This is a genomic window from Salinisphaera sp. RV14 (genome assembly GCF_052044135.1).
Taxonomy (GTDB): domain Bacteria; phylum Pseudomonadota; class Gammaproteobacteria; order Nevskiales; family Salinisphaeraceae; genus Salinisphaera.
In genome coordinates, this window is sequence record NZ_JBQDYF010000004.1 from 19,837 (window position 1) to 38,245 (window position 18,409).

24 protein-coding genes are annotated in these 18,409 nt (G+C 62.9%); 5 read left to right on the plus strand and 19 right to left on the minus strand.

Translation table 11 applies throughout. The annotated features are described in order from the left end of the window. Positions 1–2: 2 nt before the first annotated feature. The 7 genes from flgM to ACS8Y6_RS05880 all read right to left on the minus strand — a co-directional run bounded on the left by flgM (position 3) and on the right by ACS8Y6_RS05880 (position 5,310). A complete protein-coding gene (gene flgM, locus ACS8Y6_RS05850) occupies positions 3–317 on the minus strand; it encodes a flagellar biosynthesis anti-sigma factor FlgM (RefSeq protein ID WP_440849828.1) in 315 nt (104 codons plus the stop codon). Next, positions 301–702: a hypothetical protein gene (locus ACS8Y6_RS05855; protein WP_440849829.1), complete on the minus strand. Its 402-nt coding sequence runs from the start codon at positions 700–702 to the stop codon at positions 301–303. Before ACS8Y6_RS05855 ends, flgM begins: the two co-directional genes overlap by 17 nt. Next, on the minus strand, positions 692–2,047 hold the full coding sequence (fliD, locus tag ACS8Y6_RS05860) for a flagellar filament capping protein FliD (RefSeq protein WP_440849830.1): 1,356 nt from the start codon (positions 2,045–2,047) through the stop codon (positions 692–694). The genes ACS8Y6_RS05855 and fliD overlap by 11 nt, the downstream gene beginning before the upstream one ends. Before the next feature lie 134 nt (positions 2,048–2,181). Further along, positions 2,182–3,621, minus strand: a complete 1,440-nt coding sequence (locus tag ACS8Y6_RS05865) for a flagellin N-terminal helical domain-containing protein (RefSeq protein ID WP_440855188.1) — start codon at positions 3,619–3,621, stop codon at positions 2,182–2,184. Between the two features lie 104 nt (positions 3,622–3,725). Next, complete coding sequence (gene fliP, locus ACS8Y6_RS05870) at positions 3,726–4,478, minus strand: flagellar type III secretion system pore protein FliP (RefSeq protein WP_440849832.1); 753 nt, start codon at positions 4,476–4,478, stop codon at positions 3,726–3,728. Next, complete coding sequence (locus ACS8Y6_RS05875; RefSeq protein ID WP_440849833.1) at positions 4,475–4,804, minus strand: FliO/MopB family protein; 330 nt, start codon at positions 4,802–4,804, stop codon at positions 4,475–4,477. Before ACS8Y6_RS05875 ends, fliP begins: the two co-directional genes overlap by 4 nt. Positions 4,805–4,830: 26 nt before the next feature. Next, entirely contained in the window at positions 4,831–5,310 is a 480-nt protein-coding gene (locus ACS8Y6_RS05880) for a flagellar basal body-associated FliL family protein (protein ID WP_440849834.1), read from the minus strand. A gap of 85 nt (positions 5,311–5,395) precedes the next feature. On the opposite strand from ACS8Y6_RS05880, the gene ACS8Y6_RS05885 reads away from it, so the two are divergent. From ACS8Y6_RS05885 to ACS8Y6_RS05905, 5 genes are all read left to right on the plus strand, one after another. Next, on the plus strand, positions 5,396–5,671 hold the full coding sequence (locus ACS8Y6_RS05885) for a flagellar biosynthetic protein FliQ (protein ID WP_440849835.1): 276 nt from the start codon (positions 5,396–5,398) through the stop codon (positions 5,669–5,671). Positions 5,672–5,685: 14 nt separating this feature from the next. After that, positions 5,686–6,432: a flagellar biosynthetic protein FliR gene (locus ACS8Y6_RS05890; RefSeq protein ID WP_440849836.1), complete on the plus strand. Its 747-nt coding sequence runs from the start codon at positions 5,686–5,688 to the stop codon at positions 6,430–6,432. Positions 6,433–6,439: 7 nt separating this feature from the next. Beyond that, positions 6,440–7,606, plus strand: a complete 1,167-nt coding sequence (locus ACS8Y6_RS05895) for an EscU/YscU/HrcU family type III secretion system export apparatus switch protein (RefSeq protein ID WP_440849837.1) — start codon at positions 6,440–6,442, stop codon at positions 7,604–7,606. 116 nt (positions 7,607–7,722) lie between these two features. After that, positions 7,723–8,226 (plus strand): hypothetical protein, encoded by a 504-nt coding sequence (locus ACS8Y6_RS05900; RefSeq protein WP_440849838.1) that lies wholly within the window; start codon positions 7,723–7,725, stop codon positions 8,224–8,226. Between the two features lie 9 nt (positions 8,227–8,235). Beyond that, positions 8,236–8,772, plus strand: coding sequence for a hypothetical protein (locus tag ACS8Y6_RS05905; RefSeq protein WP_440849839.1), 537 nt, complete (start codon positions 8,236–8,238; stop codon positions 8,770–8,772). Positions 8,773–8,774: 2 nt separating this feature from the next. On the opposite strand, the gene ACS8Y6_RS05910 is transcribed toward ACS8Y6_RS05905, so the two are convergent. The 12 genes from ACS8Y6_RS05910 to ACS8Y6_RS05965 are packed head-to-tail and all read right to left on the minus strand — an operon-like array spanning position 8,775 to position 18,295. Further along, a complete protein-coding gene (locus ACS8Y6_RS05910) occupies positions 8,775–9,197 on the minus strand; it encodes a hypothetical protein (protein ID WP_440855189.1) in 423 nt (140 codons plus the stop codon). Then, positions 9,197–10,609, minus strand: coding sequence for a FliI/YscN family ATPase (locus ACS8Y6_RS05915; protein WP_440849841.1), 1,413 nt, complete (start codon positions 10,607–10,609; stop codon positions 9,197–9,199). The genes ACS8Y6_RS05910 and ACS8Y6_RS05915 overlap by 1 nt, the downstream gene beginning before the upstream one ends. Next, the gene (locus ACS8Y6_RS05920) at positions 10,567–11,385 is read right to left on the minus strand and encodes a FliH/SctL family protein (protein ID WP_440849842.1); all 819 of its coding nucleotides are present in this window, start codon (positions 11,383–11,385) and stop codon (positions 10,567–10,569) included. Before ACS8Y6_RS05920 ends, ACS8Y6_RS05915 begins: the two co-directional genes overlap by 43 nt. Before the next feature lie 11 nt (positions 11,386–11,396). Continuing rightward, the gene (locus ACS8Y6_RS05925; protein ID WP_440849843.1) at positions 11,397–11,684 is read right to left on the minus strand and encodes a hypothetical protein; all 288 of its coding nucleotides are present in this window, start codon (positions 11,682–11,684) and stop codon (positions 11,397–11,399) included. Positions 11,685–11,698: 14 nt separating this feature from the next. Beyond that, the gene (locus ACS8Y6_RS05930) at positions 11,699–12,643 is read right to left on the minus strand and encodes a flagellar motor protein MotB (protein ID WP_440849844.1); all 945 of its coding nucleotides are present in this window, start codon (positions 12,641–12,643) and stop codon (positions 11,699–11,701) included. Further along, the gene (locus tag ACS8Y6_RS05935; protein ID WP_440849845.1) at positions 12,621–13,430 is read right to left on the minus strand and encodes a flagellar motor protein; all 810 of its coding nucleotides are present in this window, start codon (positions 13,428–13,430) and stop codon (positions 12,621–12,623) included. Before ACS8Y6_RS05935 ends, ACS8Y6_RS05930 begins: the two co-directional genes overlap by 23 nt. After that, positions 13,427–14,005 (minus strand): sigma-70 family RNA polymerase sigma factor, encoded by a 579-nt coding sequence (locus ACS8Y6_RS05940; RefSeq protein WP_440849846.1) that lies wholly within the window; start codon positions 14,003–14,005, stop codon positions 13,427–13,429. The genes ACS8Y6_RS05935 and ACS8Y6_RS05940 overlap by 4 nt, the downstream gene beginning before the upstream one ends. Next, positions 13,998–16,115: a flagellar biosynthesis protein FlhA gene (locus ACS8Y6_RS05945; RefSeq protein WP_440849847.1), complete on the minus strand. Its 2,118-nt coding sequence runs from the start codon at positions 16,113–16,115 to the stop codon at positions 13,998–14,000. Before ACS8Y6_RS05945 ends, ACS8Y6_RS05940 begins: the two co-directional genes overlap by 8 nt. Further along, positions 16,108–16,377: a flagellar biosynthetic protein FliQ gene (locus tag ACS8Y6_RS05950; protein WP_440849848.1), complete on the minus strand. Its 270-nt coding sequence runs from the start codon at positions 16,375–16,377 to the stop codon at positions 16,108–16,110. Before ACS8Y6_RS05950 ends, ACS8Y6_RS05945 begins: the two co-directional genes overlap by 8 nt. Further along, positions 16,374–16,709: a flagellar motor switch protein FliN gene (gene fliN / locus ACS8Y6_RS05955; protein WP_440849849.1), complete on the minus strand. Its 336-nt coding sequence runs from the start codon at positions 16,707–16,709 to the stop codon at positions 16,374–16,376. Before fliN ends, ACS8Y6_RS05950 begins: the two co-directional genes overlap by 4 nt. Further along, the gene (locus ACS8Y6_RS05960; protein WP_440849850.1) at positions 16,702–17,721 is read right to left on the minus strand and encodes a flagellar motor switch protein FliM; all 1,020 of its coding nucleotides are present in this window, start codon (positions 17,719–17,721) and stop codon (positions 16,702–16,704) included. Before ACS8Y6_RS05960 ends, fliN begins: the two co-directional genes overlap by 8 nt. Beyond that, a complete protein-coding gene (locus ACS8Y6_RS05965) occupies positions 17,714–18,295 on the minus strand; it encodes a flagellar hook-length control protein FliK (protein ID WP_440855190.1) in 582 nt (193 codons plus the stop codon). Before ACS8Y6_RS05965 ends, ACS8Y6_RS05960 begins: the two co-directional genes overlap by 8 nt. Positions 18,296–18,409 lie beyond the last annotated feature (114 nt).

The window sequence follows — 18,409 nt, forward strand, 5'->3', positions numbered from 1 at the left end:
GACTATTGACCGGTCGCGTGCGCCTGGAGCATGGCAGCCGCGATGTCCCGGGGCGACGTGTTGATCCCGCCCTGGGCTAATTGTTGTCGGATCGCCTGAACGCGGGCCGGATCGACGCCGTTGGAGTCGTGCGCGCTTCGCGTCAGACGTCCGGCCACGTGGCCGCGCCCGCTGACGCTGACCCGGTCCGCGGGCACCGCCTGCGCGCTCTGCCCATCGCTAGACTTCGAGTGCGGCGTCGTTGTCTTGCTTGCGGGCACGGACGAACTCGCGGGTGCATCCACATGCGGATTGCGTGTATTAAGCGGGTTGACCATGTTCCACCCCTTCCAGTGTCGTCCGAATATCGCTTTCCAGCGCCATGGCTTCCTGCAGCGCGCCGTCAATAGCCCGCGCGGCTTCGTCAGTCGTTGACTGGATCGCCAGCGCGACGCGGTTCTGAATCTCAGTATAGCATTCGATCAGGGTCGATCCGAGATCGGTTCGGTCATCCGCCATGCCGACCATGAAGGTCAGCAAACGGTCCGCGTTAGCCAGATGCTGGAGCTTGATCGGCTTCTTCTCAACATCGTCGGCGACCAGGGTGGCGCGGCGGATATGTACGACCACGCCGTGCAGCCCGCGCAAGAACACTTCCTGGGTTGTCAGCCCGGCAATATTGCTGCGGCGATAATTATCTGCGATGTTGAGATTATCCGCCATTGGAACTTCCGCTTCCGTTAAGTAGGCTCAAGTAGCTGTTTTGGACCTGCAGGCTGTTCTGCTTGCTTTGCATGGTGCCGAACTGCTGCGTGTAGATCTGCATCTCCTGATTCACGAACTGGTTCTGCTGACTGATTTCCGAGTTGAGATTGGAGATGCTCTGATTGATGGATTTCTGTTGGGCGGCGATGAAGCCGCCTTGGCCGGTGGCCCCGATCGCGCCTTGCGTGATCGAGCTCATCTGGTCGTGAAGCTGGCTGACCAGGTCGTTGACGGCGCTCGGGTTGGATTGGAACGCCGACGCGAACTGAGTGCTGTCGAAGCTGATCGTGCCATCCTTGTTTGTGGTGATGCCTATGTCACGTCCGGATAGAGTGCCGTTGGAGAGACCGGATACCGCATTGACGAGCTTCGAGCTCAGGCTTGTGGCGCTGTAGTCACCCAGAAGCGGCCCGGCCTTGGAACTCGACGACCCACTGCCTTTCTGAAAGGCAGTGGCCTTGCTAATCGCAGATACGGCGCTGTTGAGTTTCTTGATTACAGACGCAACACCGCTGGACAGCTTCGAGGGGTCGACGCTGACCCCGATGGACGTCGACCCCGATCCGGCCACGGTCACAGTGCCGTTTGGGATCGCCCCCGTAAGCGTGTTCGATTGGCTGGTGACCGGCACGCCGTTGACGTTCAGCGTCGCATTCCGCGCCGCCCGCGCCTGGGTCATCGTGCTAGTGCTGCTGCCATAGCTCAGCCCGGACAGGGCGCCGGTGCCGGATATCGTGAACGACTGCTGCGAGCCGGTGGCATTGCCGGTGAGCACCAGGCGCTGGCCGGTGCTGCCGCCGACAATGCTGGCGCTGACCTGGCCGCCGGTCTTCTGGTTGATGGCCTGGGCGATGCCGTTGAGCGTGTTGTTGCCGGCGCTCACGCTGACGGTTTCACTGCTGCCGCCGGCGAAACTGAAGGTCAACGAGCCCGAACCGCTGCCGATCGAGGCCGAGCCGCTGGCGTAGGTGCTCGAATACAGCTCCTGGGTCTGGGCCTGCTTGACGTTGGTCAGGTCATATTGACCGGGCGAGGCCGACTTGGTGACGGTCGCGGTGGCCACGTTTTTCGCGCTGGAGGTCGCGCCACGGTCGTTGAAGCTGGACGGATTCTTGATGCTGCTGACCGCGGTGTTCAGGCTGGAGAGCGCGCCGGAGATCTTGCCCCACGCCGACAACTGGGTCTGATCCGTCTGGATTTGGCTCTTCCAGTTCTGGATCGGCTGCTGTAGCTGCGTCTGCCTGGACTGCTCCAGGCTGGAGATCTGCTGCTGACTGAGGGTTGAAAGCGCGCTGGTCGACATGGGTGGCCCGGCAAGCTGGAAAGTTACTCTTCTATTCGTCGCTGGGCGCGAAAGTTTAACCTCCGCGCCATAAAAAAGCCGCACCCGAGGGTGCGGCCAATCACTGCCCATTGGATGGAGTAGCTAGCCTATGGCTACGGCAGAATTCGCTGATACTGCTGCTGCAGCGTCGAGGAATTCTTCAGAGCCGAAATGCCGGCCTGCTGCAGCACCTGCTGCTGCGTGAGCTGCTGGGACACCTGCGGGATATTGGCGTCCTGCACCACGCTCTTGGCGCTGTTCAGGTTCTGGCTGGTGGTGTTGAGGTTATTGATGTTGGCGGTCAGCCGCTGCTGGACCGCGCCCAGCTTGCCGCCTTCTGCGCCCAGCCCCTGCAGGGCGTACTTGATGACGTTGATGGCCGATTGCGCACCGCTGGTGGTCGACACGTCAATGTTGCTCAGCTGGTGCAGACTGGTGCTCGAGCCCAGGCCGATGTTCGTGGCGTTGGAACCGAGGTTGAAGGCCTTGTCGCTCTGCAGCTGGACCTTGCCCTGGACCGTGGTGGAATTGCCGGAGCTGACGACGGTGCCGCTGCCGGCGGTGCTCGTCAGCGAGCCGGAGGTAATGTTCGTGAACGAGATGTTCTTGCCCTGACTCTGAGTCAGCTGCACATTGCCGTTCACATTCTTGGCCGTGATGCCAGTGGCCGCCGAATGGTCGTTGATAGCACTGATCAGGCCCGCCTGGCTGGTGGCGGTAATGTTCACCGTATTGGTGGCGCTGCCTGAATTGCCATTGCCTAGCGTGAAGTTGAAATTCGACCCCGAGGTGCTAAACGTGGCTACGGTCGTGGCTTGGGCCTGCACGTTCGTCGTGTCGGTCTTCTGGTTGATCGAGTTGGCGATCGAAAAAGCCGATTCGGACGAACCGGACACATTGACGGAGCCCGTGCCATTCGAGCCGTTGATAGCGAAGCTGCCGGCCGTGAACGCGCCGGCACCATTCGTGACCACGCTTTTCGCGGCACCACTGGACGAGTAAACAGCGCCGCCGCTCGACCCCTGCGAGGCATACATGCCGAGGTTGCTCGCCTGGGTGTTGCCGATCGACAGGCTGATGGTCTGGCCGTTGTTGGCGCCGACCTGGAAGTCCACGCCGCTGAAGTTGCCGTTCAACAGATTGATGTTGTTGAACTGCGTCTGGTTGGCGATGGTGTTGACCTGCGAGTTCAGCTGGCCGACCACGTTCTGCAGCGACTGGGCTTCCGCCGGAGTCTGTGTGCCGTTCGAGGCCTGGACGGCGATCGAGTTCAGCTTCTGCACGATGCTGGTCTGCTGGTTGATCGCGCCCTGCGCGGTCTGCAGCAGGGACACGCCCTGGTTGGCGTTCGAGGTGGCCTGGTTGATGCCGTTGAGCTGGGAGGTGAAGCCCTGGGCGGTGATGTAGCCCGCGGGGTTGTCGGCCGGCGAGTTGATCTTCTTGCCGCTGGACAGTTGCGTTTCCAGATTGTTGGTCTGGTTACTCGAGGTGCGCAGCGAATTCAGCGCCTTGAGCGCGCCGTCATTGCTGAGAATAGAGCCGATTGCAGACATGGGTTTCGAATCCTTCAGTTATGGATGAAGCACCCTTCCATTCGTTTCCGCACGCGAAAGTTTAACCTCGCGTGGCCAATTTTTTTTCAGCCGGCACGGTCGCGCTAGTGCACGATGCTGCGCGCCAGCGAGCCCAGCACGAGCGACCAGCCGTCAATCATCACGAACAACAACAGCTTCAACGGCGACGAGATCAGCATGGGCGAGAGCATGATCATGCCCAGCGACATCAGGACCGCCGAGACGGCCAGGTCGATCAGGACGAAGGGCAGCCAGATCAGGAAGCCGATCTGAAAGGCGGTCTGCAGTTCCGAGGTCGCGTAGGCCGGGACCAGCACTGTGAACGGGATCTGTTTGAGATTGGCGTAATGCCCGCCGTCCAGCGTGACGAACAGCTGCATTTCGCGCTTGCGGGTCTGAGCGGTCATGAACTGGCGCAATGGCTTCTCGCCCTTCGCGATCGCGGCCTTGAAACCGAGGTTGCCGTTGAGATAGGGCTGCAGGGCGTTGTCGTTGATGTTGTTGATCACCGGCCGCATCACGAACATCGTCAATGCCAGTGCTAGCCCCACCAGCACCAGATTGGGCGGGGTCTGAGACAGCCCCAGGGCCTGGCGCAGGATGGCCAGCACGACCACGATGCGCAGAAACGAACTCATCAGCAGCACGATCGCTGGCAGGAACGCCAGGGCGGTGATGATGAGCAGGGTCTGGACGTTAAGCGAATACTGCGTGCCTTGGCCGGTGGCTTGGGCGTTCATCAGATTCAGGGAGGGGTCCGCCCAGGCGGCGGCCCACGGCGTCGCGAAGAGCAGCACGGCGAGTCCGGCACGCAGCCATCGACTCGTCCGGCTCACGAAGAACGCTCTCGTCGCTTCTGTATCGCGGTCTTGAGCCGGGCCGTGAAGTCACCAGCCGGCGGCTGTTCGGCCAGCGGTTCCGCCAACTCGTCGATGACCGTCACCCCGCCGTGGCGCGACGTTGTGAGGGCGTATTGCCGGCCAGCGATGTCTACCACGACCAACATGCACTGCCATCCGATCGGCACGCGCCGCAGAATACGGATGTCCCGGCTGCCGCTGCCCATGGGGCCGCCCAGGCGCTTCTGCAGCCAGCGCAACAGAAGCGCCCCGCAGACAAAAAGCACCACGAAGCCGGCCAGTCCGGCCAGGGTGGATGTCATGGATGCGCCGCCGCCTGCCATGACCGCTATTCCGTCTGGGTCACGAAGCGGGTGATATAGACTTTCGAAAAACCGGGTTCTTTCTTCGCGCTGTCCAGCTGGTCGGCGATGGTCTGGTTGACGGTCTTCAACACCGCTGCTTTCATCTTCTTGCGTGCCGCATCGCTGGTAATCACCGACGCGGGCTGCTCGAGTAGCAGATCCAGAACATTGCCCCGAATCGCCGGCTGCATGTCTTTAAACGCTTGGACCGCCTTGTCGTTCGTGGTCGCGAGCTTGAACCCCACCTGAAGATAGCTGGCGGAGCCGTAGCTGTTGCCGGACGATTCGTTCGATGCCTGCAGATTCACCACGATGGGTTTGAGTGCGACGAACTTGGGCTGGGGTTTGGGCGCCTTCGCCACGTGGCTCGGCGCGCTATCCATGACGAAATAATAATAGGCCCCGCTGCCGCCGAGAATGGCCAGCAAGACGATCGAAGCGGCGATGATGACGGTTTTTCGCATACCGGTCCCGTGTGGGGCTGTAAAAGCAGTCTTTTTCCGCGGTAGTGTATATTATGGCCATGTCTCTATTAGGTGCAAACCGCTGATGCCGTTATACGAGATTCTGCTGCGGCACATGCTGGTATTGACGCTGTGGATTACGTTGCCTGTGGTCGCCACGGCACTCGTGGGTGGCTTGCTGGTCGGCATATTCCAGTCGATGACCCAGCTCAACGACTCGACATTCAGCCTGGCCCCGCGCCTGGCGGCGGCGCTGCTGGTCGGGTTCCTCCTCGGTTACTGGATGCTCACGCGCGACGCCGCACTGGCCCGCGCTCTGATCGGGCACATGGGCCAACTGATCAATCGGCCATGGTCATAACGGAAGGACAGATCATGGGCTGGTTGGGCCATTTCGTCTGGCCATTTTGCCGATGCAGCGGTCTCGTGCTGACCGCGCCCGTGATCGGAAGCCGATACACGCCGGCGCGGATTCGTGTCTTGGTGGGGGCAGCGCTCGCGCTGGTGGTGGCCGCGGCCGTACCGAACCTGCCGCCGCTGCCGGCCAACCCATGGCAGGTCATGGCGCAGTCCGGCATGAACGTGCTGTATGGGGCCGCGCTCGGCTTTGTCATGTGGGTCGCAGTGAGCGCGATCACGGTATCAGGCGAAATGATGGGATTGTCGATGGCTCTGGGCTTCGCGCGGCTGTCCGCGCCATCGACCGGGACATCCATGCCCGTGTTGTCGGAGATCATGCTCTGGGCGGGCCTGATGGCCTATCTCGCCGCGAATGGCCCGGAATGGGTGATCTCGGCGCTGTATCACTCATTTCAGACCGATCCATCCGGAAGTATCCCCATCGGTGGCTGGCATGCGATGGCCGAGGTCGGTACCCGCATGTTCGTCGACGGGTTATGGTTGGCGCTGCCCGTGGTGATCGCCGGGCTGGCGGTCAACGCTGCACTGGGCGTGATTACCGGGCTGGCACCGTCGTTGAACGTCTTCTCCATTGGCTTTCCGTTGCTGTTCCTCATGGGGATGTGGTTGCTTCTGTCGACCATGCAGGATATTCAGCACGTTTTTCTGGATGCGTATCAACACGCTACCGGGGTCATCGTGACCCTCGTGGGGACCGGATAGAGACGGTATGGCTGAAGGCGGCGACGACAGCACTGAAGAAAAAAAACACGAGGCCACCGAGCGCAAACGCAGTCAGGCGCGGGACAAAGGGCAGGTGGCCCGGGCACCGGACGCGATCAAGCTGGTGCTCATGCTCGCGTTTTTCCTTTTTGCACTGCTGCCCGGCAGTGCGCTGGTAAAGTGGGTTGTGCGCAAAGTGCCGGGCGAGCTGGCTCACGCCGGCACCGTGTCGATCGCGCAGGCGCTGCATTTTGCGCTGTACAGTTTCGGGGTTCTGTCGCTGTTTCTGTTGATCCTGTCCCTGCTCGGCGCGGCCAGCGGCTTCGTGCCGGGCGGCTGGAGTGCCAGCGCCCAGGCGATCACGCCGGATTTCAACAAGCTCAATCCCGCGAAAGGCTTCAAGAAGATTTTTTCGGCCAAGCGGATTACGGACACACTGAAATCGATTCTCAAGTTCCTGCTCGTTGGCGGAGCGGGGCTGGCGGCGTTTGTCCTCTGGAAGTCCCGTATTGTGGCGCTGCCGAATACCGCGGCGCCGAACTGGGGGCTTGGGCTGCACGCCATCATCTGGGTAATCGGCTTCTGTGTGCTGGCGACCGTGTTCATCGTTGCCATTGATACGCCGCTACAAGCGTTTTTCCACAGTCGCGAACTGCGGATGACGGACAAGGAGGTACGCGACGAGCAGAAGGACACCAACGTCAGCCCCGAAGTCCGCAGTCGCCAGAAGCAGGCGCAAGAGCGGGCGGCGCGCGCGCGCATGATGGAGCAGGTGCCGGAAGCGTCGGCGGTGGTGGTCAACCCGTCGCAATATGCCGTCGCGTTTCGTTACAACCAGCACCGCGATCACGCCCCGGTTGTGATTGCCACCGGGGTCGGTCGGCTGGCCGAGCGCATTCGGGACATGGCTCGTCGTCACGGAATTCCGATCGTAAGCGCGCCGCCCTTGGCCCGCGCGCTGTATTACCACGGCGTGCCGGGCGAGCCGATCCCGACGTCCTTGTACAAGGCCTGCGCCGAAGTGCTGTCCTATGTGTATCAGCTGGAGCGGTGGGCCAACGGCCAGGGCGAGGCCCCGTCACTCCCGTCGGAGGCGGATCTGGACGTGGATCAACGCATGGATCCGCACGCGCGCCGGGCGGCCGCCGAGCGCGAGGAACCCCCGCCGGGCTGATCACGGATCGATGGCCCGAGGTTCAGGTGCCGCCGGCGCGTTTCTGGTGGGCTCCGGTATTCCAGCACCACTTAAGCACCCCAACCATTGCACAATTTCAGAAAAGGAGACGGGTCTTGTACCAAGCCACAACCGGCGCCGACGTTCTCGACTATATCGAGGCCCATGGCCTGAAGCGGCTGGATGCCTGCTGGTTGTTAGGGATTACGCCTTGGCGCTTCGGCAAAATCGTCAAGGAGCACGAGAGCACGCCGCTGCATAATCCGTCGTTCGGCGTGCTGCTGCGCCTGATTGAGCAGTGGCCGGAGCAGGCCGCATTGCCGGAATATCCGCGATTGATGACGGTCTTCGAGCGTGTTCATTCGCTCGATCCCCGAGTTTCTCGGCGTGTCTTCGGCATGGCACTGGGCTGTCATCCGTCCTGGGCGTCGAGTCAGCGGCTTGAACAACAGGATCATGCCTCGGCCGTGATCGATCGCATTCTCCTGATGCTTGAGCGCCGACTGGATCAGGCGGAAACCGAGCAGCAGGCCAAGCAGGTGGTGGATGAATGGCTCCAGGCCGCGCTTGCGGAATGGCATGGCCGGGATGACGCCCGCCTCGATTTTCTCGAAGAGTGACCCGGATCGATGGCGGATCTTTTGATTAGTGGCATTTTTCCGCGCACGGCCGATGAGGGGATCCATCCGCGCTCGGTCCTCGAACACTTCGGGCGCCCCGCCGTGCCGGGCTGCTGGTCGGGGCTTTATGGGCTCAATGCCACCCGCGAGGGAATCAAGGCGCTGCTGTCGCGCGCCGATACGCCGCAGGCGGTGTTTCGCGTCGTATGTCGGGTTCCGGGCGGGATCGTGACTCACATGACCGCCGACAGCGCGCTCGAGATGGAATATCTCAATGTGCGTTATGCCGACGCCGCGCTCAAGGCGCGGTTGCGCGACGCATGGCGCGAGATCAGCGGCGATGCGGACGACGACGCGATGTTGCGCCATCCGCACCGGGTGCGGGACGTGCTGACCCAACTCGGCCTGGGGTCACTGCCGCTGGTGCTGCATCCCTTTTCCCCGGCGGACTCAAACCAGGTCTTCACGGCGGGCACCGTGCTGGACCCCTCGGCCATTATCGAGATCCGCTGTCGACAGCGCGAGATTGAGATCCGGATTGAGTGATTTCAACGCCGGTTAGCGGCGTCGGCCTCTTGGCTGGCCCGATCTTCGCGGTCGCGCTGCTCGCGCTGACGCTGTTTTTCTTCGCGTGCCTGCTTGTCCGTGAGCACCTGTGTTTTTCGGCGTTTATCGTACCAGTCCTGCAAGGCCTGCTCGTATTGCTGCTGCGTGTTCTTGACCGTTTCGTAAGCTTGGCGATGGGCTCGCTCCGCGACGGCCGCAAACTCGGCAAAGGTATGGAGCGTGCGCCCCTCGGCTTGTCGCCCGGTCAGTTGCGCGGCGCTCAGATTGCGCCGGTACTGCCGTAACATGTCGGCCTGCCGTTGCGAGGTATCGAGCGCCGCGCGCCATTGCTGCACCGTCCGTCCGGCTTCTTCGTCGCGCAGGCGGGCCAGTCGGGTCATCAGCGCTAGTCGGTCGGGTTTCATTACGTCTCCATCGACGCGGTGTGGGCTTGGCCGGGCGCCTCGATGATCGCCCGCAGGGCGGCCACGCTCGCGGCCAGGTCGCAGCCTTCGGTCAGATTCTGGATCAGCAGATGTTCCATGGCGGTGCGTTTGTCCATCGCCTCGTCAAGTAATGGGTCGGCGCCCGGTTGGTAAGCTCCGATATCAATCAGGTCGCGCTTGGCCTGCAGTCGCGACCATAGGGAACGCACGCGCTGGGCCGCCTGCCGATGTTCGGGACTGGCGACGTCATTCATCACCCGCGACAGCGAGGCCTCGATATCAATCGGCGGATACAGGCCGGACTCGGCGATACTCCGGTTGAGCACGATATGGCCGTCGAGTGTGGCGCGGGCGGTGTCGGCGACCGGGTCGGCAACGTGATCATCGCCTTCGACGAGCACGGTGTAGATGCCGGTGATCGAGCCTTCGCCTCGACGGCCCTGACCGGCACGCTCGAGATAGGAAGCGATCAGGGAAAATGTTGAAGGTGGGTAGCCGCGCATGGCCTGCGGCTCGCCGATCGCCAGGCCCACTTCGCGGCCGGCCATGGCCAGTCGCGTTAGTGAATCCATCAGCAGCAGCACGTGTTGGCCCTGCGCGCGGAAGAACTCGGCGATCGCGCTCGCCCGGTGGGCCGCGTGAATACGTGACAACGCCGAGCAATCCGCGGGGGCGGCCACCACCACGGCCCGACCGAGAGCATCCGCACCGAGCGTTTTGTCGATGAATTCCCGGACTTCTCGCCCGCGCTCACCGATCATGGCCACGACCACGATGTCGGCGGAGCAATGACGGGCCATCATGCCGAGCAGCGTCGACTTGCCGACGCCACTGCCGGCGAACAGCCCCATACGCATGCCGGTCCCGAGTGTGGTCATGGCATTGACGATGCGCACACCGCAATCAAAGACGTCCTCGATCGGCTCGCGATCCATGGGATTGATCGGCTGGCCCCGCAGCGGCCAGTGATCGGTATCGTCGGGCGGTGGTCCACCATCAAGCGGCTCGCCTTCGCCGTCGATGATCCGGCCGAGCAAACCCCAGCCGACAACCGGCCGCTTGGTGGCTTCTTCCTGACGAACCCGGGCACCCCGAGTAATGCCCTGGGTCCCGTTCTCCGGCATGAGCTTGAGTGCCTCGGCATCAAAGCCAACCACCTCGGCGGGTAGCCAACTGCCGTCCGCGCCTTCGATGAGACACCGCGCGCCGGTCGGCGCCGGTAGGCCCGAGACCGAGACAATCTCGCCGCTGGCGCGGATGACGCGGCCGAGCCGGGCAATCGTGCGGACACCGGACACCGCATTGAAGCGTTCTGCTGCATCCGCGCGCAACCCCTGGCGATACGCGTCTAGGATTGCGGGTTCGACAGGGCCTGTTTGATCGTCTGCCATCGAGTCTCCAGCCGGGCGTCCCATTCGACCTGATTGGCCGGGTCGCCGTTGTCGTGTACGAGTGTTGCCTGGACGTCGCCGTGCGCCAGCTTGTCATCGTTGATGAGGTCCACCGGCAAATCGCTTGCACGCCGGTTGTTGATCAGGCGCTCGGTCACCTCGCGGTCGTCGGGCGCGACCCGGAGCTGCAACCGGGCGCCCGGGCCGTTGTGGGCGGCGGCTTCACCCAGGATATTGTTCAGAGTGTCACGCATCAGTGTCGGGTCGATCGTCAGGGCCTCTCCGACGAGCCGCTGCGCCAGGCGCAGCGCACCCTCGCTGATGCTATCCGCGATTTCAGCACGCAGCGTGTCGAGTGGATGGTGAAGTGCCTCCAGGATAGCGCGCAGTTGCGCCTGCTCGGCCTCGCGTTCGGCACGGCCGTCGGCGCGTCCCGCCGCAAGACCTTCCTCGTAACCCGCCGCATAGCCTACGGTACGGCCTTGCTCGTGACCTTCGCGGCGACCGGCCTCGATCGCCTCGGCGCTTGGGTCAGCCGCCGGTGCCTCTGCAGGCCGGTGTTCAGTCGCTATCCGCGGCTCCACCGGGGCATAGGTGTGCGGATCTGGCGTGGGGCGTTGCCGGGCCATGCGATCGCTCGGCGCCGGGTCCGGGGTGTGCTCGGTGACCTCATGCTCCGACGAGTCCAGGTTGACCGACGGGCGGCGGTCCCCGCCGATTTTCAGGGGCACATTCCGGGCGACGCGCTCAACCGGCTTGATATTACGATCCGCCATGTCACGCGCCCCTAGAACAGACCCACGACTGAGCGCACACACCACCCGACGGCCGCACTCAGCAGTTCCAGCGCCGCCTTGGCGGCCAGGGCGGCAATCAGGGCATTGATCAACCAGGTCACGAGCGACGGGCTCAGGCCATGAATTGATGGCATGTGCAGCGCGGCCCAGCCCGCGCCGACGCCGAGCGCGGTGAGGGTCGTGCGCATCGGACGGTAGGCCGCGCTGTTCTTGCTCTTGCTCTTGCCCTTGCCCTTGCTCTTGTCATCGGCTCGGGCCTTCTCGTCGTCTTCTGCCATGGTCTTTTCCCGTGTCAACCGTTTTTCGGTGCGCCGTTGTGTGCTGCCTTGTCGCTCGCCGCTGTTGTGTCGGCGGGCCCACTATTCGAGGTCGGGGCCTCGCGGCCGCCGTTCGCTTGCGGCTCTGCTTTCTGGCGGCCACCCGGCACCACCTGCATGGCCTGCTTCACGCTGAGGTGAGGTTCCGCCTCGCCGACTTGCGGCGCCTGGATCAGGATGGCCACGCGACGGTTCACGCGCAGGGCCTTGGGCGTATCGGACGTATCCACCGGATGAAACTTAGAAAACCCCTGGGCCGACAGTTGCTGGCCGGGCATTCCGTTTTTGCGGAACAGATGCACTACGCTCACGGCACGCATGGTCGACAATTCCCAGTTGGACGGGAACGCCGCGGTATGTATTGGCTTCTTGTTGGTATAGCCCTGGATCACAATCGGAAAATCGGGCGGCAGATTCTGCAACACGCCACTGATCGTTGTAAGTAGCGTCTTGGCTCGGGATGTCAGCTTCGCTTGACCGCTCGGATAGAGAATCTTGGCATCCAGCCGAATCCGCAGGCTTAAGGGTTGGCGCGACAGGTTCACTTCATGGTTGGCAATCATCGGCGCCAGTACGTTGCGCAGTTGCTTTTCAGCCTGGCTGATTTTTTTCATCCGCAACCGGACATGCTGCTCTCTCAACAGAGAACTCGGCGGCGCCGGATCGGGGACCGGAATCGGCGACCGGTGATGTTTGAGGATGCCGCTGTTGCCCGGTGTCTGTTGCTTGATCACATGAGGCGTACCGTGAAACGCGGAAATCATGCCCGCCTCGATCTCCTTGAGCCGCGACACGTCGTTGATCGACTGGCTGTACAAGACGATGAAAAAGGCGAGCATCAGCGTCAGCAGATCGGCATAACTGACCATCCATCGTTCGTCGTCCTGCTTCTTGGCCTTACGCCGCCTCGCCATCTTCATCCTCTTGTTTGGCTTTTTTCTTGTCTGCCGCCTTCTGAGTGCGCGCGTCGATATAGCCCCCGAGTTGCGAGCGCAGGGTCGTGGAATTCGTGCCCTCGGCGAGCAGCGTAAGCCCGGCGACGACCATCTCCCGGTACCGCGCCTGTTCCTCGACGAAACGCTCGAGCCGTTTGCCGATGGGGATAAAGATGAGGTTGGCCGCACCCACGCCGTAGAGGGTTGCCACGAAGGCCGCCGCGATCCCCTGGCCGATCGCGTTGCCGGCCCCGTGCAGATGGAGCATGACGTGGATCAGGCCCATGACGGCGCCGAGAACCCCCAGAGTCGGGGCATAACCGCCTACGGCATCCCAGATCTCCGCCGGCTCATTGGCCTCGATCTCATCGGTCTCGATACGGGTATTCATCAGCTGTCGGACCGTGTCAACCTCCAGGCCGTCCACGACCATCTGCAGGCCGTCATGCAGAAATGAGTCATCGATCTCCTCAAGACTGTCCTCGAGACTGAGCAGCCCCTGTTTCCGGACTATTCGTGACCAGTCGACGAACTGGTCGACCAAGCTGGCGGGATCATGGGTCGGGGGTTTTACTAGCCATTTCAGGCCTTTGAGTCCATGGATCACGCCCTTGAGATGGAACTGGCCAAGAATGGCCATGAACGAGCCCCCGAGCACGATCACTGCCGCCTCGGTATTGATCAGTGCCCCCAGCGGGTCGCCTTCGCTGAAGTTGGTGTACAGCACCACAGCGATAGCGCCCACCACGGCAACAAGCGACGATAGTTTCACGATTGTCCTCCGGCGTTGGGGTTGTCATTCCGCATCAATTCGGCGATGCGCTCAATCGCCTGGCGGCGCGTTTTCGATATGTAGGCTTCGCTGACTTCCAAGGCTTGCGCGATTTCCCGGTTGTTGTGTTCTTCGATATAGAACAGGTGAAGGATGGTCTGCTGTCGCTGTGGTAATTGCGCAATGTATTCCGTCAGTTGGGTGCGCTCGCTTTCCGCGATGACCCGATCGGCCGGATCATCGAATGCTGCGGATCGCCCGATCGTCTGCTCGGCGGCATGGGGCGTGGCAACGCGGCTCGCCTCCCGGCCTTCGCGGCGCAGACTGTCGATCATCGCGCCCCGTATACGGCGATTCGCGAAGGCCTCGAATGGCTTGCCCCGGCTGGGGTCGAACCGTTCCAGTGCCTCCAGAAGCCCGACGGTTCCCCATTGGATCAATTCTTCCAGATCCGCCCACGGCATGGTACTGCGCATATAAAGCGCGGTGCGCTTTATCCACAACGCATAGTTCCGCACCGCCTCTTCGGTCGTGGGGGGCTGCGGCTGACTGGGGCACGCGTTCGCGTTATTCATCGTCCGACCTGTCCGGCACTCTGAACAAGACCTGGACAGGTTTGTCCTGCGGGATTTCCTCGAGGGCGATGACCGACAATGGAGAGGCCGTGCGCGCAACCGGGCGACGCATCACCGACTGTACGGCCAGAATCGGCGGTAGCCCGGCGTCCTGGAACCGATCAAGCGCCTGTTGTGCTGCTGCGCGGAGTTCATGGGCCGCATTCGGCTCAAGTGCATCCGGCATGCCGTTATCCCGGGCGGTGGCAATCCCCCGCCCGATCAGTTCCTCGAGGTCCGGATCGAGCACTGCAACCTGGAGCGTGTTGGCCCCTTGGCTAAGCCAGTCGACGATGAACCGCCCCATTTGAACGCGTGCTTGTTCGCTGATTGTGGCCGGATTGCGCTCTCCGGCCACGGCGGCTTCCAGCGCCGTCTCACAGATTGTTTCCAGATCGCGGATGGGAAGCCGCTCGGCTAGCAAGTCCTGCAACACCTGGCGAATCGTTCCGGTGCTGAGGTGACGCTGAATTTCTTCAGCGAGCCGGGGCGCGTTGTCCGCGAGCCCATTCATCAGGGCCTCGACCTGGGGTCGGCCCAGCAACTCATGGCCGTATCGTTTCAGCACCTGATCCAGGTGGGTCGCCATTGCGCTCTGCGGATCGACGACGGTATAGCCGTAAGCCTCGGCCGTATCAATGTCGTCGTGATCGATCCAATAGGCCTGGCTTCCGTACGCCGGTTCGACCGTCTCGCGCCCGACCGTCAGCGGCTCGCTCACAGACGGGCCGGTGATCGCCAGCCACATTTCCGGCATGAGTTCGGCATTGCCGACCGATGCCCCGCGAATCGTGAACCGGTACTCGTTCGGCGAAAGCTGGTCGCTATCGCGGATATAGACGGGCGGCACAATGAAGCCCATCTGTTGGCCGTAGCGCTCGCGGACCGTGCGCATTCGATCCAGAAAACGCTGACCCGAGTGTTCGATCAGTGGCACCAGCGCGAATCCGATTTCCAGACCCAGGGGGTCAACACCGCTCACATCCCGGTTGGACAACGGCTGTTGCGTCTCGGCGCTGGCTTGCGCTCCGGCCGCGTCGGCGCTCTCGTCGCCCGAATCATCGGAGGTCTGGCCCTCGGCTGCCCGGCGACGGTAGGTCAGCCAGGCCGACGCCCCGAGCGCCAGCGCTAGAACGAGGAAAGGCCAGTGGGCCATGCCGGGCACGAGGCCAAGAATGGTCATCAGGCCGGCGGCTGCCGCAAGCGCTTGCGGGAATCGGCCGATCTGGGCCGCAACCTGGGCGCCGACGTCCTGCCCGGAGGCCACCCGGGTGACGACCAGACCGGCGGCGATGGAGATGGTCAGGGACGGGATCTGGGCTGCGAGGCCGTCTCCGATGGTGAGCAGCGTGTAGGTCCGCGCCGCCGCGGACAGGGGCAGGCCGTGCTGGAGCATGCCGACGGCCAGGCCACCGATGAGATTGATCGCGAGAATGATCATGGCCGCGATCACGTCCCCGCGAATGAATTTGGACGCCCCGTCCATCGCGCCGAAGAAATCGGCTTCCTTGCGCACCTGGTCGCGTCGCTTCTCGGCCTGCTTCGGATCGAGCATGCCGGCATTCAGATCGGCATCGATGGCCATCTGCTTGCCGGGCAGGGAGTCGAGCACGAACCGCGCACTCACCTCGGCGACGCGGCCGGCGCCCTTCGTGACCACCACGAAATTGATCACAATCAGGATGATGAAGATGATGAAGCCGACGACGTAGTTGCCGCCGACCACAAACTCGCCGAATGACTCGATTACGGCGCCAGCGGCGGTCGGCCCTTGGTAGCCGTGCAGCAGGATTACGCGCGAGGTGGCCACGTTCAGTGCGAGCCGCGCTAGCGTGGTGACCAGCAGCAGAGACGGGAAAGCCGTCAGGTCCGTCGGCGCGAGAATGTATAGACTCGTCGCCAGAATCAGCAGGCCCGCCGCGATATTGAGCGCGAACAGGAACGACAGCATGAAGGCGGGCAGCGGCACCACGATCATGGCGATCACCAGCAGGATCGCCAGGGGGCCCACGAGCAACGCCGCCGGTAGCTGTCGGCGACGCAATGTTGGCGTTGCGGCGGTATCAGCCATGGGCGATCAGCACCGGGATCGAGCTATACAGGGTGGTGGCGTAACGCGTGACTGCCTCGAAAATGCTGCTGCCCGCCAGGGCGAGCAGGGCGATCAGGCCGATCAGCTTCGGCGCGAAACTCAGCGAGCTTTCCTGAATCGAGGTCACGGCTTGCGTGATGGCGAACACCAGGCCAAGGCCGAAGGCAAGGGCCAGCGGCGGCCCGGCCAGCCAGCCGAGGGCCACCCACGCGCCGTTGGCCACCTGAGTCCAGGTGTTCACGCCTCGCCGGCCTCGGCCGCCTGACCGGGCTGGACGACCTCGGTGATCCGCACGCCGTAGTGCTCCTGCTTGATTGCGACCACTTCGCCACGCGCCACCAAGTGGCCGTTGGCGCGAATCTCGAGTGGGTCCCCGACCAGGTGGTCCAGCTCGACGATCGTGCCCTGGGTCAGCATCTGCAATTCCCTGAAGGTCATCCGGGTCCGGCCGAGCTCGACGGTCAGATCCACCCGGATCGGATCGAGCAGCGACGAGGGCATCCGAGAACCGCTCGCGCGCGACTCGTCATTCAGATCACCCAAAGTAACCGGTTTAACCTCCGAATCACTCATGTTGTCCTGTCCCGGCGTGGCTTCCGTCTTGTTGCTGTCCATCGGCTCCGGGTTCTCCGGCGTGCTGGGTTTGTCCTTTTCGGTCATGGCGTTGGTGTTCCTCCGCGTCGAAATGCAGCGTGTTAAATCGGCTCACGCGCAGGGCGTGGTTGTCGCTGTGAGTGCCGTATTCGGCTTCGAACAACAAGTTCGTGCCGCTATAGACCCGTGTGGTCGGCGGTATCCGTATCGGCAGAATCTGGCCCGGCCTCAGATGTGCAAGCTCGGCGGAGCTGATTGTGCTGTGGGCGAGATCGGCGTGAATGGTGACCGGGGCGCCGCTGGCGGCCTGGCGCATCTGCTGTTCCCAGTGGCGCTTATCATTCTCCGGGGTCTCGGTCATGGCGGCGGTGGTCGCCAGCCGGTCGCGAATCGGATCGATGGACGGGTAGGGCGTACCGATCAGGATCTGGCCCTTGCCGGTCGCCATCGCCGCGGTCATCCGCATCGTGATCAGGGGCTCGTCGCCATCGGCGATTGCAATGAAGGATGTATTGACTTCGGTGCGCACGATATCGATCGATAGATCGGCCACGCCTTGCCATGCGTATTGTACGGACTTGCGGACCACATCAAGAACCCGCTGCGCTATCCGCATCTCAAGCTGCGAAAACTCCGGTCGATGCGGCTGCGGATCAGGTTCGGACGCACCGCACATTCGGTCAACCACCGCGCCGATCAGGCTGCCTTCGATAGCGATCACTGAAAACCCGCGTAGCGGCGGCATGCTCACGATGCCCACGTAGGCCGGGCCCGGCATGGTGCGCATCACCTCATCGTGGGCGTCGAAATTCGTGCTGGCGTCCTCAATTTGAACCCCGTAGCGGAGTTCTCTAAACATATCGGCGCGGAGTTGGCGCGACAGACGATCCTGGATTGCCTCAATGGCGGGCAGGCGACCGCGCACGACGCGCGTGGGCGCGACCAGGTCAACCGTTTCGATGTGGCTACGGGGTGGCTGATGGTCAGGCATAGGCGCGGACCCCCGGTCGTGATGGTTGGGTCGTCTGATCCGGTGCCGATCGGCGACCGACCTCGCCTGCGGCCAGGGCGGTCATCGGCTGCCGTGGCTGTGAATGCTGCTGTTGGCCCTGTGACGGCTGCCCTTGAGATTGCTGACCGGCCGGGTTCTGGCCGGGCTGTTGCCCGCTGTTTGGCGTCTGTCCAGAGCCTGCATCACTGCCGGTGTTGACTTGCGGCTGCGATAGTTGAATACCGTGCTGCTGCATCGCGCTGGCCAGTTGCGGCAGACTGGCCTGAATCGCCTGGGCAGCGGCGGTCTGAGCAGCATTGAACGTGACTTGGGCCTGATGCGTGCCCTGCATCTGGACCTGGATCTGGATCGCGCCCAATGAAGCCGGGTGCAGATTGATCTGAGTCGAACCGCCTCCGGCCTGGTGCAGCGAATGGATCTGTGCATTGAGTTGCGCGACGGACTGCGGCGTCAGCGCAGTCGAAGCGGCGCCGTTGGCGCCGGACGCGCTTGTCCCCGCGTTTGCGATCCCCGACGAAGGATTGAGGTCCGCCGCGGCCATCGTGTGATTCATGGCTTGGCCGAGATTCGGGTTCGACTTTGCCGACGCCTTCCCGCCTTTGCGCCCTGTTCGGGCGGCGGACATGTCGGTGTGTGGCCGACTGTCGCCAAATTTGTCAGTCGTACG